The following is a 14,461-nucleotide window of genomic DNA, read 5'->3' on the forward strand; positions in this document are numbered from 1 at the left end:
CGCCTGCCCTGGGCCGTCAACTATCCGGCAAGTGCCGTCGTGCCGGTCGCCGATTGGGTCAGCGCGCTGATGCGCTGGATCAAGTCGAACCTGTCCTGGTTGACCCGCTCGATCACCGCTGTGCTCGGCGTTCCCCTCGATTTCGCGCTCAATCTACTGGCCAAGAATTTCAAGATCGGCCACGGCGCTGACGCCTATATCCTGCCGCGCCTGTCCTGGGTCGGCGTCTGCGCCGCCGCCTTCCTCGCCGGTCATGCCGCTGGCGGCAGAAAACTCAGCCTGCTGGTCGGCGGCTGCTTCCTCTACATCGCCCTGTTCGGCCAATGGACCAGCGCCATGCTGACGCTGGCGCTGATCTCCATCGCCGTGCCGTTCTGTATCGTCACCGGGCTGTTCGCCGGCATCTGGGCGTGGCGCAGGCCATGGGCCGAAAGGCTTATCGTCTCCCCTGCCCTCGACCTGATGCAGACGATTCCGACCTTCGCCTATCTCATCCCGATGCTGCTGCTGTTCGGCAACAGCCCGGTCTCGGCGATGATCGCGACCGCCATCTTCGCCACGCCGCCGATGGTGCGGGCAACGATGCTCGGCCTGTCGCGGGTGCCGTCGGAGATCGACGATTTCAGCGAGATGGCAGGCTGCACGGCGCGGCAGAAACTGTGGCGAGTGCTGCTGCCCTCGGCACGGCCGACACTGATGGTCGGCGTCAACCAGGTGATCATGCTGGCGCTGAACATGGTGATCATCGCCTCGATGATCGGCGCCGGCGGCCTCGGCTACGACGTGCTCCTGGCGCTGCGCGCACTGAAGGTTGGCGAGGCGATGGAAGCCGGCCTTGCCATCGTGGCACTGGCCATTGCGCTCGACCGGCTGAGCCAGGCCATCGCGCACAAGCAGGCAGAGGGGAATACCCATCAGCAGGCGGGCCCGAGCTTCTGGCAGCGCTATCCCAATCTGACGCTGGCGATCGCCATCCTTGTGGTGACGACATTTCTCGGCCTGTTCGTGCCGGCCTTCGCGGGAGTGCCAAAAGCGATCACCTTCACCACCGCGCCGCTGTGGAAAGCAGCGGTGAACTGGGTGACGATCAATTTCTTCGACACGATCGAAGCGTTCCGCGTGGCGCTGATCCTTAATTTGCTGAACCCGCTGCGTGCCTTTTGCGAAGGGTTTCCCTGGCTGGGCGCGGTGTTCCTGCTCGGCCTTGCCGGCTATCAGCTCTCCGGCCTGCGGCTGGCCGCGCTGGTGGCAGCGCTGACTGCCTTCTGCGCCATCACCGGCCTGTGGGAAAAGACCATGGCAACCGTCTATCTCTGCGGTATCTCGGCCTTCATCGCCTGCCTGGTCGGCATCCCGATCGGGCTGATGGCTTCAAGCAGCGACCGCTTCGAGAAGATCGTCACGCCGGTCATCGACACGCTGCAGGTGCTGCCATCCTTCTGCTTCATCATTCCGGTGGTGATGCTGTTTCGGGTCGGCGATGTCACGGCGATGATCGCCACCATTGCCTTCGCCGTGGTGCCGGCCATCCGCTACACCAATCACGGCATCAGGCAGGTGCCGCCGGCGCTGATCGAGGCGGCAAAGGTGTCGGGCTGCACGCCGCGCCAGACCTTCTTTCGCGTGCAACTGCCGCTGGCGCTGCCGGAGATCATGCTGGGCGTCAACCAGACGATCCTGATGGCGCTGGCGATGATCATCATCTGCGCCATGGTCGGCACCCGCGATCTCGGCCAGGAAGTGTTCATCGCGCTGTCCAAGGCCGATTCCGGCCGCGGCATCGTCGCGGGTCTGGCCATCGCCTTCATCGGCATTGTCGCCGACCGGCTGTTCGGCGCCTGGACGGCGAAGGCCAGGGCAAGGCTGGGGTAGCAGGCGCCGCCCTACTCCGCCGCGACGCCCTTCACCTCGAGATAGCTCTCCATCGAATCGTCCAGCGCCTGCAGCCACGGCGTATGATGCAGCGGCGCCATGGTGCCCGTCATCAGCGAGCGGTAGGCGTGGTCGCGGAAGCCCATGATGTTCTCCGCCTTGTGGTGTTCCCATTCCATGAAGGTCTGGTTGACCGCCTCGACGTCGAAGCCCGGATAGTCGGTCTGGTCCATCAATTCCTTGGTGTAGTCGCCCTGGAACCAGATCATCTGCTCGGCGTCTTCGAGCGTCTCCTCGCGTGCGCGCCATTTCGCGCCGTGCGCAGCCATCGCCTCGGCCGAGGGCAGCTTGATGCGGCCCATGATGACGTCGCGGGCGAACCAGGCCTGCGCGTCGAACATGTTGAAGGTGTAGAACTGATCCTGCATGCCGATATAGGAGAGCTGCGGGTTCTTCTCCCAGACGACGCCTTCATAGAGGTCGAGCGGCCACATGCGGTTGGCGGTCTTGAGCTTCAGATCGTCGGTGAGGAAGGGGAAAGAATGGAGATAGCCGGTGCACAGGATGATGGCATCAACGTCTTTCGTGGTGCCATCCTTGAAATGCGCGGTTTTGCCGACGACCTTCTGTAAGAGCGGCACCTCTTTCCAATTCTCCGGCCATTTGAAACCCATCGGCTTCGAGCGGTAGCTGGAGGTGATGGATTTGGCGCCGTATTTGTAGCATTGCGAGCCAATGTCCTCGGCCGAATAGGAGCGGCCGATGATCAATATATCCTTGCCCTTGAATTCCATCGCGTCGCGGAAATCGTGGCTATGCAGGATGCGGCCGTTGAAGGTCGAAAAGCCCTCGAAATAGGGCACGTTGGGCACCGAGAAATGCCCGGAAGCGACAACGACATTGTCGAACTCTTCCGAATAGGTGACGTCGTTGGTGCGGTCATGCGCGGTGACGGTGAATTTCTTCGTCTCGTCGGAAAACGTCACCATGCGCACCGGGCTGTTGAAGCGCACCCATTTGCGAAGGCCTGATTTTTCGACGCGTCCCTTGATGTAGTCCCACAGCACGGCGCGCGGCGGATAGGAGCCGATCGGCCGGCCGAAGTGCTCCTCGAAAGTATAGTCGGCGAATTCCAGGCACTCCTTCGGTCCGTTCGACCAGAGATAGCGGTACATCGAGCCGTGCACCGGATCGCCATGCTCGTCGAGGCCCGTGCGCCAGGTGTAGTTCCACAGGCCGCCCCAGTCCGACTGCTTTTCGAAGCAGACGATTTCGGGAATGTCGGCGCCCTTGTCGGCCGCCGACTTGAAGGCCCTGAGCTGTGCCAGGCCGGACGGGCCGGCTCCGATGACGGCAACGCGACTTTTCATGGCAGGCCTCCCGATCTGGTTTCGACTTTTGTCTTGACGCAATTCCCGAGGGGAAAGCGCTATGCGCTTGTCCCGGAATTGCTCTTACGAAACAAATTTCACTCACAGGACAGTAATTGGCCCTTTCGTGCTGTCAACAGCCCGATGCTGAAACAAGGTTTCGCCGATGTGGATTTCCCGCGAAAAACCGGACGCGGCCAAACATCATTATCATGCGCATGCGCGTTCACGCGACTTGCCGTCGCAGTTGCGCTCCTGTATCGGCACCTGACATGTTCACCTAGAGTGAAATAAATCCCAGGAGTGCCGGGGGCGACATGGCGAAGAAGGTTTCCGATCCCAAGGCTGGTCTTGCCGGTGCGACGGCCAAGCCGCTGCCAAAGGTCTCGGCCGACGGCAAGACCATCCGCGCGCCGCTGACGCAGAACCCGCATGCCATTCGCGACACGCGCGAAAAAGTGCTGGAGGTGGCGATCGGCCGCGAGGTGCGGGCCTTCCGCAAGAAGCTCGGCATCACCGTGGCTGATCTCGCGGTCGCCACCGACATTTCGCTCGGCATGCTGTCGAAGATCGAGAATGGTATCACCTCGCCGTCGCTGACCACCTTGCAGGCACTGTCGCGGGCGCTCGGCGTTCCGGTCACCGCCTTCTTCCGCCGCTTCGAGGAAGAGCGCAGCGCCGTCTTCGTCAAGGCCGGCCAAGGTCTCGATGTCGAGCGCCGCGGCACCCGCGCCGGCCACCAGTATAACCTGCTCGGACATATCGGTTCCAACACCAGCGGCGTCGTCGTCGAACCCTATCTGATCACGCTGACCGAGGATTCCGATGTGTTCCCGACCTTCCAGCATGAGGGCATGGAGTTCCTCTACATGCTCGAAGGCGAGGTCGTTTACCGGCACGGCAGCAACCTCTACCCGATGAAGCCCGGCGACAGCCTGTTCTTCGACGCCGACGCGCCGCACGGGCCGGAGCAACTGACGAAACTGCCGATGCGCTATCTGTCGATTATTTGCTATCCGCAGAGCGCGGGTTAAGCGGGACTCGATCTCCCCTTGGTCTCTCGTGAGGAGATCGGCTTCGCGACGGCTCCTCTTTTGCACTGGTGATTGGCGAAAGCTGAAGTGACATTCGATCTCCCCCCTGGAGGGGGAGATGTCCGGCAGGACAGAGGGGGGCGAACCGCGATGACGCACAATCTGGTATCCGCCAACAGCCGCCGCAATGCGCGCACGATGCGCAAGGTGATGACCGATGCCGAACTCAAGCTTTGGAATGAGATCAGGGCACACAGGCTGATGGGACTGGGGTTTCGGCGCCAGATGCCTATCGCCGGCCATATCGTCGATTTTGCATGCCCGGACAAAAAGCTGATCGTCGAGCTTGATGGTTCCCAGCATGGCCGGGCCGAAACGTCGGAATCGGACGCTGCAAGAACCGCCAAATTCGAAGCGCTGGGCTGGACGGTCCTGCGCTTCTGGAACGACGATGTCATTCGCGATATCGACAATGTCTGCCAGCATGTCATGATTGTGGCTGGGCTGGGCGACGCGTCGTAAGCGCGGAGGTGGAGATTGGGCAAGGCAGGCGCTCCACGGCGCCCCCCTCTGCCCTGCCGGGCATCTCCCCCTCTTGGGGGGAGATTGGCTGCTTTGGGGGCAGCGCCAACATCAGCTATTCAATCCGGCCCAAACCCTGGGCTCGTCGCGCTCCCATCGTCCAGCTTCGACAGCCACTCGACCAACGCCGGGCGATAGCGTGTCAGGCCCTTGTAGTTGGCGAGTTCGTCAGGCAGGTCGCGGATGACGCGGTGCAGGCGCCGGGCCCATTTTGGCTGCGTCACCAGTTCATCCATTTTGATCAGATAGCAGCGGATCGGGAAGACGATGCCGTTGGAGCGCGGCAGCCGCCAGAAGCTCTGCAGTTCGACCCGCAGATGCACCTTGTCGCCGACATTCTCCGGCGTCACCGTCGCCCGGTCCGGCCCCCATTTGTGGTAGTTCTCGGGGCTGGTGTCGAGGCGCGGATTGATGGTCATCGTCCAGTTCAGGCGTCGAGCCGGCTTGCCTTGCTGGATGTTGGTGAGGAATTTCAGCGCCCTGACGAAAATCCCCTTCTCATGCGCCAGCGGCACCGGCGCATGCCATTCGAAGAAGTTCATGCCGATGTCGAAATCGAGCGACCAGTCGGCCTGGGTGGTGACCATGCCGGCATCCATCCACAGATTGCCGTCGCGCTGGTCGAGGATGCAGAAATCGCCCTGGCTCTGCCGGGTGATGTATTCCATCGGCCCGTAAGGCAGCGTCGAGGTGTCGCCGAAAGTGAAGGTGTCGTCGATACCGAGCGGCCGGTTGATCCAGCGCCAGCGATCGCCGTCGCGGGTCAGCGTGAAATGCTCGGGATAGCCCAGCGCCTGCTGCTCCATCAAAAGCTCGAGCAGGTCCCAGCCGGCCAGCGTCATGTGCGGCAGCGACTGGCAGCGCAGCGGATCCTCGGCCAGCACCAGCGCGCGGTCCTGCATCTCGGCGACATAGTGCTCGTCGACGTCGATCAGGTTTTCCAGCACGCTGCCCCTGGGTCCGACGACATGCGGCTCGATGTTGACAGCATACATGTAGGCGTCTTCGTGGAACGGGAACGGGAAGCGCCTTATGTGCTCCGGGCTGTTCTTGAAGGTGAAGTCATCGCGGAACGTTTCCTTGCGAAAGGTGATGCCCATGATTTTCTCCTAGAGCGGGCTGCCCGCTCTATCTCTTTGTTTTAGCCGCATTTCTGCGACGCCAAGTGTATCCACTTGGCTGCAAAATGCTCTACCGTTCCAGGACCAGCGACCGGCCTTCGAAGCGCGACACGCACGGCATGATCTTCTTGCCCGAACGGTGCTCTTCCTCGCTCAGCCAGTGGTCGTTGTGGATGAACCTGCCGTCGCAAGAGATGACGTTGGTCTCGCACTGGCCGCAGACGCCGCCACGGCAGAGATAGGGCGGATCGACGCCGGCCGCCTCGATCGCTTCCAAGAGGCTCTGCTGTTCATCGACGCGGATCGCCTTGCCGCTGACGGCAAGCCTCACGTCGAACGGCAGTCCGGGTTGAGGTGCCGCGAAATGCTCGAAATGCACGGTTTCCGCCGGCCAGCCGAGGCTTGCCGCGCGATCGCGCACCCAGTTGATCATGCCAGCCGGGCCGCAGACATAGAGATGCGTGCCGAGCGGCTGTGTCGACAGCAACCGGTCGAGTTCGATGCGCTCCTCAAGGTCGTCATGATAGAGCCTGACCCGGCGGTCGTAGCGCTCGCGCAGCACATCGGCATAGGTGCCGAGCGATGCGGTGCGGCAGGTGTAGTGCAGTTCGAAATTGCCGCCTTCCGCCGCAAGCTGAGCGGTCTGCGCCATGAACGGCGTGATGCCGATGCCGCCGGCCAGCATCAGATGCTTTTTGGCGCGCAGGTCGAGCGAGAACAGGTTGACGGGGTAGCTGACCACCATCTCCATGCCCGGCTTGACGCTCCGGTGCATGAACAGCGAGCCGCCACGGCCGACATCGTCGCGCCGCACCGAGATCGTGTATTCGCGCGTATCGAGCGGCGAGCCCATCAGCGAATAGGGATTGAGCCTGGTGCGTTCGCCGTCGCGCATCTCGACCACGACATGGGCGCCGCCGGAAAAAGTCGGCAAAAGCTGCCCGTCGCGCCGGCGAAAATGGAAGCGGGTGACGAGGTCGTTGACCGGGACGACGTCGCTGACAACGACATCGAGTTTTGTTGTTCCGGTGCTCATCGAAAAATCTCCTCCATCGGAGGAATCTCCGAGCGATCTTCCGCATTGATGCAGACGCCCTGGAAGGCTGCGATGCGCCTGGAATAATGGTCGCGCACCAGAAGCAGCAGGCCGCAATGCGCGCAGGTCGCCGGCTGCGTCGTCACATTCTCGGTGATGCCCTTGCAATGGACACATTGCATGCGCCGCGCCAGCGAGCCGCGGTGCTCGGTCTGGATCGAAGTGTGGTCGATGCCGGCTTCAAGCGCCACCTGCATCGCCTGGCCGATCAGGCCCTCCGTGCCGGCGAGATAGAGGCGCAAGCCCATATGCGCGTTGGCCAGTGTCTGCCGGAGCCGTGGCAGCAGGCTGGCAAAGGACGGCGCCTGGTGGAACTGTGCCGGCTTCAACGCTTCGAGTGCGACGGCATGTTTGCCGTCAAGCCCGGGAATGAAGACGATTTCGGCGTCGCCGAAAAACCCGGGCGGCGCCCTCCCGGCCATCTCCGCTATCGCCAGCGCCCCTTCCGCGTCCGCGATGAAAAGATGATGCTTGCCGGGTTGCGGAGACAAGGTTCCGTAAACGGGCCGGCTGATGATACTTTTGGCTGCCATTTATGTCTTCGTGCCTTCGAGCGCTTCACCGTTTCATAGAAACGGCGGACCGCTCTATCTCTTTGCTTCGACGCAATTCCGGACGGAAAACCGTTTCACACTTTCCTGGAATTGCTCGAACCCCTCGGTGTTGACTATGCCTCAACCTTTCGCCGCGCGCTTGGTCTTCTTGGGATCATCGAAGGGAAGCGGCTGCGCCGTCGCCTTGATGGCACCGCTCTTGTTGCGGATTTCGAGCTTGGTGTCCTTGACCGCGCAGTCCACGTCGAGCCGGGCGATGCCCATCGATTTCTCGACCAGCGGCGAATACATGGCACAGGTTACTACGCCGACCTTTTTGCCGTCGCGATAGACCGGCGCTCCTTCATCGGCCGGCTCCTTGCCGTCGAGCAGCACGCCATAGATCTTGAAGCGCTCCTTGCCCTTCAGGCGATAGTGCTCCTCGGCGCCGCGAAAGCCGGTCTTGCCGGGGCTGACGGTGAAGTCGAGGCCGAGTTCCCACAGCGTGTCGCCCGGGCCTTCGTTCTCAAACGGATACTTCTGGGAATTGTCGTAGGGGTAGAAGAGCAGATAACTTTCGACGCGCAGCATGTCGAGCGTGGTGAAGCGGCACGGAATGATGCCGGCGCTCTTGCCCTCGTCGAGGATCCTGTCCCAGATCGTGCCGGCATCCTGGCCGCGGCAGAAGATCTCGTAGCCGCGCTCGCCGGTATAGCCGGTGCGCGATATCATGACGGGCAAGCCGAACAGTTGCGTCTGCATGTGATGGAAATAGTTGAGGTCGCGAATGCCCGGCACATGCTTGGCTAGATAGTCGACTGCTGTCGGACCCTGCAGCGACAGATCGTGCAGATTGTCGTCGAAGCGCAGCGAGACGTCGCGGCCCATAGCTGCCCGCTGCAACTCCTCATGGCCGGTGCCCGAACCATGCACGACCATCCAAGCGTTGGGGCCGGTGCGGTAGAGGATGCAATCGTCGGTGAATTTGCCCGCCTCATTCAGCATGCAGGCATAGGCCGACTTGCCGGGATAGATCTTTTCGACATCGCGTGTGGTGGCGAGGTCGATGAGATGCGAGGCGTGCGGCCCTGATATGTGGACCTTCTTGAGGCCGGAGACATCCATCAGACCAGCCTTGGTGCGGATGGCGATGTACTCCTCGTCGGCATCCTTGTCGTAGGTCCAGGCGGTTCCCATGCCGCTCCAGTCTTCGAGCTTCGAACCGAGCGCTCGGTGCCGATCCGCCAGGGTCGAAAATCTCCAGGATGCCGTCATCCGCTCGTCCTCCGTTTCGATAATGCTCTGCTGTTCCCTGCCCCCTGCGCAGCGGCGGGAGCTTTGGCCGAATATTGATCGCAAACCTCCGGGCGCCGCAATACCCATAAGCAATTAATTTCATTGTCAGGCAAAATCCGCCGCGCAAACCAAACGGTTAACCCCACGTAAATCGCGCTTGACAATTGCGGGATTCAGACAGAACTTATGAAAAAAATTTCACTCTGTTGAAAGAGGACGACGGACGGGGGATTCGGAACCGGACGGCGGAAAAGGGGAGAAACCGATGTCAGACATGCAACAGCGCATCGAAGCGCTGTATCGTTCCGACGTGCGCGGAGCCGCGCTCCTGATCGTCTGCCTGTGGGCGACGATCCTCTTCGTCCTCCTCATGACATGGCCCTACATCCCGCACAGCGGCATCAAGGCCGTGGTCGCGATCGCCGCCGCCGCCGTGCTGATCTTCAACACGGCCGCCATCCTGGCGATGGTCAAGCACTACAAGGAAGACAAGGAATTCATCTACGGGCTCGATATCAAGAACGCCGACGCGTTCCGCAACCGCAAGTCCTGAACCGCAAGTCCTGAGGGGTAGAAGAGATGTCCCGCTACACGCCGCCGGAACAAAGCAAGGCCGGGCAGGTTTTCGACATCGCCGTCGTCGTCGTCGCCATTTTCGTGGCACTGTGGCTACCGCTCAAGCTGGGCCTCGCCGGCGCGGCGAAATCCATCGACGCGCTCGACGCCAAGACCTGGGAAGCGCTAGGCCAGAACCCGACCATGGCGTCTATCTGGGAAAAGCTCGGCTATACGCCCGAGACCGCGCACGACATCATCCAGAACCGCTTCCACTATGTCATCGACTGGCCGACGCTGATCATCATGGCGGCGGTGCTGATCGGTTATTTCGTCTTCCTGTTTCGTGCATCAGACCGCGAATATCGCGACGTCATCAACGAAAAATTCGACGACAAGTAAGAGTTCTGAGGACGATTTAATTCGGGGGACACGATCATGTGGGTGGCACTCTCTTACGCATGCTGGGGCATCTCGATCGTGCTCGCTTTGTGGATGCTCTACGACTGGTTCAAGGTTGACACGACCTTCTCCGAAGAGGTGCTGACCTCCTCGCGCGAGGGCGAACTGGAAGCCACTTCCGAAAAACACCGGATCTGAGTGAGGATTGAACAATGACGATCGCACTTGAACCGGCTGCCCAAGGGGACAGAGTTTCACTCCTGCGCGTGCTCGGACCGGCCCATGTCTGGGCGCTCGGCGTCGGCATCGTCCTGGTCGGCGAATTCACCGGCTGGAATTTCTCGGCGGACAAGGGTGGCGCACTGGCCGCGCTGATCGTCTGCTGGGTCGTGGGATTGCTCTACACCTCGGTCGCCATGATCGATTCCGAGGTGACATCGACCGTGGCCGCCGCCGGCGGCCAGTATGCGCAGGCAAAGCACATCGTCGGACCGCTGATGGCGTTCAACGTCGCGCTGTTCCTGGTCTTTGCCTACACCATGCTCGAAGTGTCCGACGCCATCCTGCTCGGCGACACCATCGTCGCCAAGGCCGGCGTCGAAGGGCTCACCCACAATTCCTTCATCGCCGCGACCATCGTCGTGCTGGCGTGGCTGAACTATCGCGGCGTGCTGATGACGCTCAATGTCAACTTCGTCATCACAGCGGTCGCCTATATCTCGATTGTCATCCTGTTCTTTTCGGTCAGCCCGTGGACGCAAGGCGCCGTGCTGAAGCTGAACGAGTTGGTCACGCCAGGCAATGCACTCCCCTATGGCTGGATTGGCGTCATCGCCGCCTTCCAGTTCGGCATCTGGTACTATCTCGGGATCGAGGGCACCACACAGGCCGCCGAGGAAGTGCGCTCGCCGGCCCGCTCGCTGCCTTACGGCACCATGGCCGGCATGATCACGCTTTTGATCGCCGCCGCCATGACCTGGTATGTCTGCGCCTCGATGATGCCATGGGAATATCTCGGCATCACCTATTATCCGCTGTGGGACGCCGGCAAGCTGACTGGCAGCCCGCTGCTCGAGAACCTGTTGTTCGTCGCCACGCTGCTTGCTGCAATGGCCTCCGCCAATGGCTGCATCAACGATGCGGCGCGCGCCTGGTTCTCGCTCGGCCGCGACCGCTATCTGCCGACATGGTTCTCGGCCGTGCATCCGAGATATCGCACGCCCTATCGTTCGATCCTGTTCCTGCTGCCGATCGCGCTGGCCTTCGCCTTCATCGCCGACCTCAACCAGGCGATCACCTTCTCGATCCTGTCGGGCGTGCTGCAATACACGTTCATGAGCATCAACATCATCATGTTCCGCAAGAAGTGGCCGCTCGGCTCGATCCGCCGCGGCTACACGCACCCCTTCCACCCGATCCCGGCCATCGTGCTGTTTTGCCTGTGCGTGGTGACCTTCTTCGCCATCTTCCTCGGCTTCGGCTCGCAACTGATCGCCATGGTCGCCTTCTATTTCCTGATCTCACTGTGGTTCCATTTCTATCGCTACAAATTCGTGCGGCGCGGCGATCAGTTCACCATGCCGTGGCCGAAGCCGCAGGGTTATTGATGGGAGTAGGCCGGTCCGTATCCTGGATGGGCGTGGCATGAGAAAATGTCCGAGCTGACATCAGCACTGCTGGCCGGAGCCATTGTCCTGGCTATCGTTCTCCACCTTGCCTGGCAGGCGCGTGCCAGCCGCAACAGGGCATCGATGGCGCTTGCCGTCGAGCAGGACCGCATCCGCACAGCCATCGCCGACGCAGCCAATGTCTCGGACGGCACCGCCGGCGTCATCACCTGGGAAGGATCCTGGAACAGCCAACGCGTCCAGGTGCGCACCATCGTCGACACACTGGCGACGCGGAAACTGCCGGCGCGCTGGCTCAGCATCTCGGTCACCGAGCCGGTGGCCGTGCCCGGCACCTTCGACATGATGATGCGGCCGGGGTCGCCGACGACCTTCTCCAATTTCGATCATCTCGACCACACGCTGCCGAAGAGTTCGGCATTTCCGGCCGAGGCCGTGTTGCGGACGGATCGCAGGGGCGTCCACTTCCCACTGGAGACCATCGCCGGCCACCTCGGGATTTTTTCCGAAGGGCGCGCCAAGGAACTGCTGATCACCCCGAAAGGGGTACGCATCGTGTGGCTGCTGGCCGAAGCCGAACGGGCGCGCTACGGTGTGTTCCGGCAGGCCGAATTTGGCGACGCCACACTCGATCGTGCGCTGATCGAAAGACTGCTGATGTCGGTGTCGGCGCTTCGCGACGCCATCAACAAAAGCGAACGGCAAGCCGCATGACCATTCCCACCACGGCACCCACCAATCCCTATCTGGTTCTCGGCGCCGCAATCGTGCTGCCGGGAAGCGGGCACGTCATTCTCGGCGTGCCGGTGCGCGGCCTTCAGTTCCTTTTCTTCATGGTGATCCTGGCATGGGTGACGGCCAAGATCGCACCGCCCGATGCCAGCTTCGTCGGCCGTCACGCCGGCGGCTTCCTGATCTATGCCTTGTCGATTCTCGACGCCTACAAGCTCGCCCGCATCCGCTCCGCCAAATGGGTTCACAATGCCCGGCGAGACGGCGACAGTGCGCAGAGCGGCATTGAGCCGCATAGGTAACTAGAGGAATATTTTTTTCATACGATTGAATTTGTGCAGCTCATTCGATACATCCTCTCTTAGCTACAAACGATCTCTTAGCTACAAACATCGGGAGGCTGACATGTGTGGAATTGTCGGACTGTTTTTGAAGGACAAGTCGCTGGAACCCCAGCTTGGTGCGATGCTGTCGCAGATGCTGATCTCCCTCAGCGACCGCGGTCCGGACAGCGCCGGTATCGCCATCTATGGCGCGCCTTCCAAGAATGAGGCCAAGATCACCATCCAGTCCGCCAAGCCCGACCGCGATTTCCGCGGCCTCGAGGCGGAGCTCGCCAAGGCCATCGGCACGCCGGTGACGATCGCGGTGAAATCCACCCATGCGGTCGTCAGGACCACGCCGGCCAAGATCGATGAAGCGCGCGAAACCATCCAGGCGCTGCGCCCCGACATCCGCATCATGGGCGCCGGCGACGTTGTCGAGATCTACAAGGAAGTCGGCCTGCCGGAGGCCGTCGTCGATCGCTTCGACGTCCGCAAGATGACCGGAACGCATGGCATCGGCCATACCCGCATGGCAACGGAATCGGCAGTGACGACGATGGGCGCGCATCCGTTCTCGACCGGTGCCGACCAGTGCCTGGTGCACAATGGCTCGCTGTCGAACCACAACAATGTCCGCCGCGAACTGATCCGCGAAGGCATGACGTTCGAAACCGAAAACGACACCGAGGTTGCTGCCGCCTATCTCTCGTCGCAGATGGCGCATGGCAAGAATCTCGGCGAGGCGCTGGAAGGCACGCTCTCCGACCTAGACGGCTTCTTCACCTTCGTCGTCGGCACCAAGAACGGTTTTGGCGTGGTGCGCGACCCGATCGCCTGCAAGCCCGCTGTCATGGCCGAAACCGACCAGTATGTCGCCTTCGGCTCGGAATATCGCGCGCTGACCAAACTGCCCGGCATAGACAATGCGAGGGTCTGGGAACCCGAGCCCGCAACCGTCTATTTCTGGGAGCATTGAGTTCATGCCCGCAACCACGCTTTCAAAGACTGCGGCACACGATCCTCGGGTCTTCGATCTCGACCAGCTGTCGCTGCGCGAACTCAATCAGGCGCTGCACAATCTGGCGCCGGGCTCGAACGAAACGGCATGGGAAGTGCTGAACCCGAAAGGCAGCCATTCGGTCGCCGTCGGCGTCGACCAGCCTGTTGCCATCGATGTGCGCGGCAGCGTCGGTTATTACTGCGGCGGCATGAATTCCGGCAGCACCATTACCGTGCATGGCTCGGCAGGCCCCGGCGTCGGCGAGAACATGATGTCGGGCTCGATCACCATCAAAGGCGACGCCAGCCAATATGCCGGCGCCACCGGCAAGGGCGGCCTGCTGGTCATCGAAGGCAACGCCTCGTCGCGCTGCGGCATTTCGATGAAGGGCATCGACATCGTCGTCCACGGCAATATCGGCCATATGTCGGCTTTCATGGCGCAGTCGGGCAATCTGGTGGTGCTGGGCGATGCCGGCGACGCGCTGGGCGATTCCATTTACGAGGCGCGGCTCTTCGTGCGCGGCAAGGTCGAAAGCCTCGGTGCCGACTGCATCGCCAAGGAGATGCGGACCGAGCATCTGGAATTGCTGCAAGGCCTGCTCGACCGTGCCGGCATCACCGGCGTCAAGCCGTCGGAGTTCAAGCGTTACGGTTCGGCGCGCACGCTCTACAATTTCAATATCGACAACGCCGACGCGTATTGAGGCAGCATGACCTATCGCAACCCGCCGACGACGCCGCGCAAATCCGCGACCTTCGACGACTACACGCTTTCCGAGATCCGCCGTGCCGCAGCGACCGGCATCTATGACATCCGCGGCGCCGGCGCCAAGCGCAAGCTGCCGCATTTCGACGACCTTCTGTTCCTCGGCGCATCGATCTCGCGCTATCCGCTCGAAGGCTATCGCGAGC

The 14,461-nt window shown here is 61.7% G+C and carries 16 protein-coding genes and 1 pseudogene; 12 read left to right on the plus strand and 5 right to left on the minus strand.

The genetic code is table 11. From position 1 onward, the window contains the following. Nucleotides 1–1,872, plus strand: a 1,872-nt coding sequence (locus tag EN893_RS03595; protein ID WP_128361403.1) for an ABC transporter permease subunit, incomplete at its 5' end; no start/stop codon positions are given. A gap of 11 nt (nucleotides 1,873–1,883) precedes the next feature. On the opposite strand, the gene EN893_RS03600 is transcribed toward EN893_RS03595, so the two are convergent. Further along, nucleotides 1,884–3,242 (minus strand): NAD(P)/FAD-dependent oxidoreductase, encoded by a 1,359-nt coding sequence (locus tag EN893_RS03600; RefSeq protein ID WP_127270280.1) that lies wholly within the window; start codon nucleotides 3,240–3,242, stop codon nucleotides 1,884–1,886. A 317-nt stretch (nucleotides 3,243–3,559) separates the two neighbouring features. Between EN893_RS03600 and EN893_RS03605 the strand changes: the two genes are divergently transcribed. Both EN893_RS03605 and EN893_RS03615 read left to right on the plus strand, forming a co-directional pair. Beyond that, nucleotides 3,560–4,276 (plus strand): XRE family transcriptional regulator, encoded by a 717-nt coding sequence (locus EN893_RS03605; RefSeq protein WP_127270283.1) that lies wholly within the window; start codon nucleotides 3,560–3,562, stop codon nucleotides 4,274–4,276. Nucleotides 4,277–4,426: 150 nt separating this feature from the next. Next, complete coding sequence (locus EN893_RS03615; RefSeq protein WP_127270285.1) at nucleotides 4,427–4,798, plus strand: endonuclease domain-containing protein; 372 nt, start codon at nucleotides 4,427–4,429, stop codon at nucleotides 4,796–4,798. A 119-nt stretch (nucleotides 4,799–4,917) separates the two neighbouring features. Here EN893_RS03615 and EN893_RS03620 read toward each other — a convergent pair whose 3' ends face one another. The 4 genes from EN893_RS03620 to EN893_RS03635 all read right to left on the minus strand — a co-directional run bounded on the left by EN893_RS03620 (nucleotide 4,918) and on the right by EN893_RS03635 (nucleotide 8,883). Then, nucleotides 4,918–5,958, minus strand: coding sequence for a DUF3445 domain-containing protein (locus tag EN893_RS03620; RefSeq protein ID WP_127270288.1), 1,041 nt, complete (start codon nucleotides 5,956–5,958; stop codon nucleotides 4,918–4,920). 91 nt (nucleotides 5,959–6,049) lie between these two features. After that, a complete protein-coding gene (locus tag EN893_RS03625) occupies nucleotides 6,050–7,015 on the minus strand; it encodes a PDR/VanB family oxidoreductase (protein ID WP_127267808.1) in 966 nt (321 codons plus the stop codon). Next, entirely contained in the window at nucleotides 7,012–7,608 is a 597-nt protein-coding gene (locus tag EN893_RS03630) for a dimethylamine monooxygenase subunit DmmA family protein (protein ID WP_127267809.1), read from the minus strand. The genes EN893_RS03625 and EN893_RS03630 overlap by 4 nt, the downstream gene beginning before the upstream one ends. A gap of 141 nt (nucleotides 7,609–7,749) precedes the next feature. Beyond that, nucleotides 7,750–8,883, minus strand: a complete 1,134-nt coding sequence (locus EN893_RS03635; RefSeq protein ID WP_127267810.1) for an aminomethyltransferase family protein — start codon at nucleotides 8,881–8,883, stop codon at nucleotides 7,750–7,752. 286 nt (nucleotides 8,884–9,169) lie between these two features. Between EN893_RS03635 and EN893_RS03640 the strand changes: the two genes are divergently transcribed. The 9 genes and pseudogenes from EN893_RS03640 to EN893_RS03680 form a co-directional block, all read left to right on the plus strand. Further along, nucleotides 9,170–9,457 carry a hypothetical protein gene (locus EN893_RS03640; RefSeq protein WP_027036059.1) on the plus strand — a complete coding sequence of 96 codons (288 nt, stop codon included), beginning with the start codon at nucleotides 9,170–9,172 and terminating at the stop codon, nucleotides 9,455–9,457. Nucleotides 9,458–9,483: 26 nt separating this feature from the next. Then, nucleotides 9,484–9,861 (plus strand): hypothetical protein, encoded by a 378-nt coding sequence (locus EN893_RS03645; RefSeq protein WP_013532899.1) that lies wholly within the window; start codon nucleotides 9,484–9,486, stop codon nucleotides 9,859–9,861. Nucleotides 9,862–9,897: 36 nt separating this feature from the next. Then, nucleotides 9,898–10,059, plus strand: a complete 162-nt coding sequence (locus EN893_RS03650) for a hypothetical protein (protein ID WP_013532900.1) — start codon at nucleotides 9,898–9,900, stop codon at nucleotides 10,057–10,059. A gap of 14 nt (nucleotides 10,060–10,073) precedes the next feature. After that, nucleotides 10,074–11,468 carry an amino acid permease gene (locus EN893_RS03655; protein ID WP_127267811.1) on the plus strand — a complete coding sequence of 465 codons (1,395 nt, stop codon included), beginning with the start codon at nucleotides 10,074–10,076 and terminating at the stop codon, nucleotides 11,466–11,468. Between the two features lie 45 nt (nucleotides 11,469–11,513). Continuing rightward, nucleotides 11,514–12,203, plus strand: coding sequence for a hypothetical protein (locus EN893_RS03660; RefSeq protein ID WP_164748761.1), 690 nt, complete (start codon nucleotides 11,514–11,516; stop codon nucleotides 12,201–12,203). Next, nucleotides 12,200–12,523 (plus strand): hypothetical protein, encoded by a 324-nt coding sequence (locus EN893_RS03665; RefSeq protein ID WP_127267812.1) that lies wholly within the window; start codon nucleotides 12,200–12,202, stop codon nucleotides 12,521–12,523. The genes EN893_RS03660 and EN893_RS03665 overlap by 4 nt, the downstream gene beginning before the upstream one ends. A gap of 103 nt (nucleotides 12,524–12,626) precedes the next feature. After that, complete coding sequence (locus EN893_RS03670; protein WP_063167616.1) at nucleotides 12,627–13,523, plus strand: glutamine amidotransferase family protein; 897 nt, start codon at nucleotides 12,627–12,629, stop codon at nucleotides 13,521–13,523. A 4-nt stretch (nucleotides 13,524–13,527) separates the two neighbouring features. After that, nucleotides 13,528–14,253, plus strand: a complete 726-nt coding sequence (locus tag EN893_RS03675) for a GXGXG domain-containing protein (RefSeq protein ID WP_027036064.1) — start codon at nucleotides 13,528–13,530, stop codon at nucleotides 14,251–14,253. 6 nt (nucleotides 14,254–14,259) lie between these two features. Beyond that, nucleotides 14,260–14,461: pseudogene (locus EN893_RS03680) on the plus strand (FMN-binding glutamate synthase family protein); the annotation flags it as partial.

It is taken from the genome of Mesorhizobium sp. M7A.F.Ca.CA.004.04.2.1, from assembly GCF_004022825.1.
Classification (GTDB): Bacteria; Pseudomonadota; Alphaproteobacteria; order Rhizobiales; family Rhizobiaceae; genus Mesorhizobium.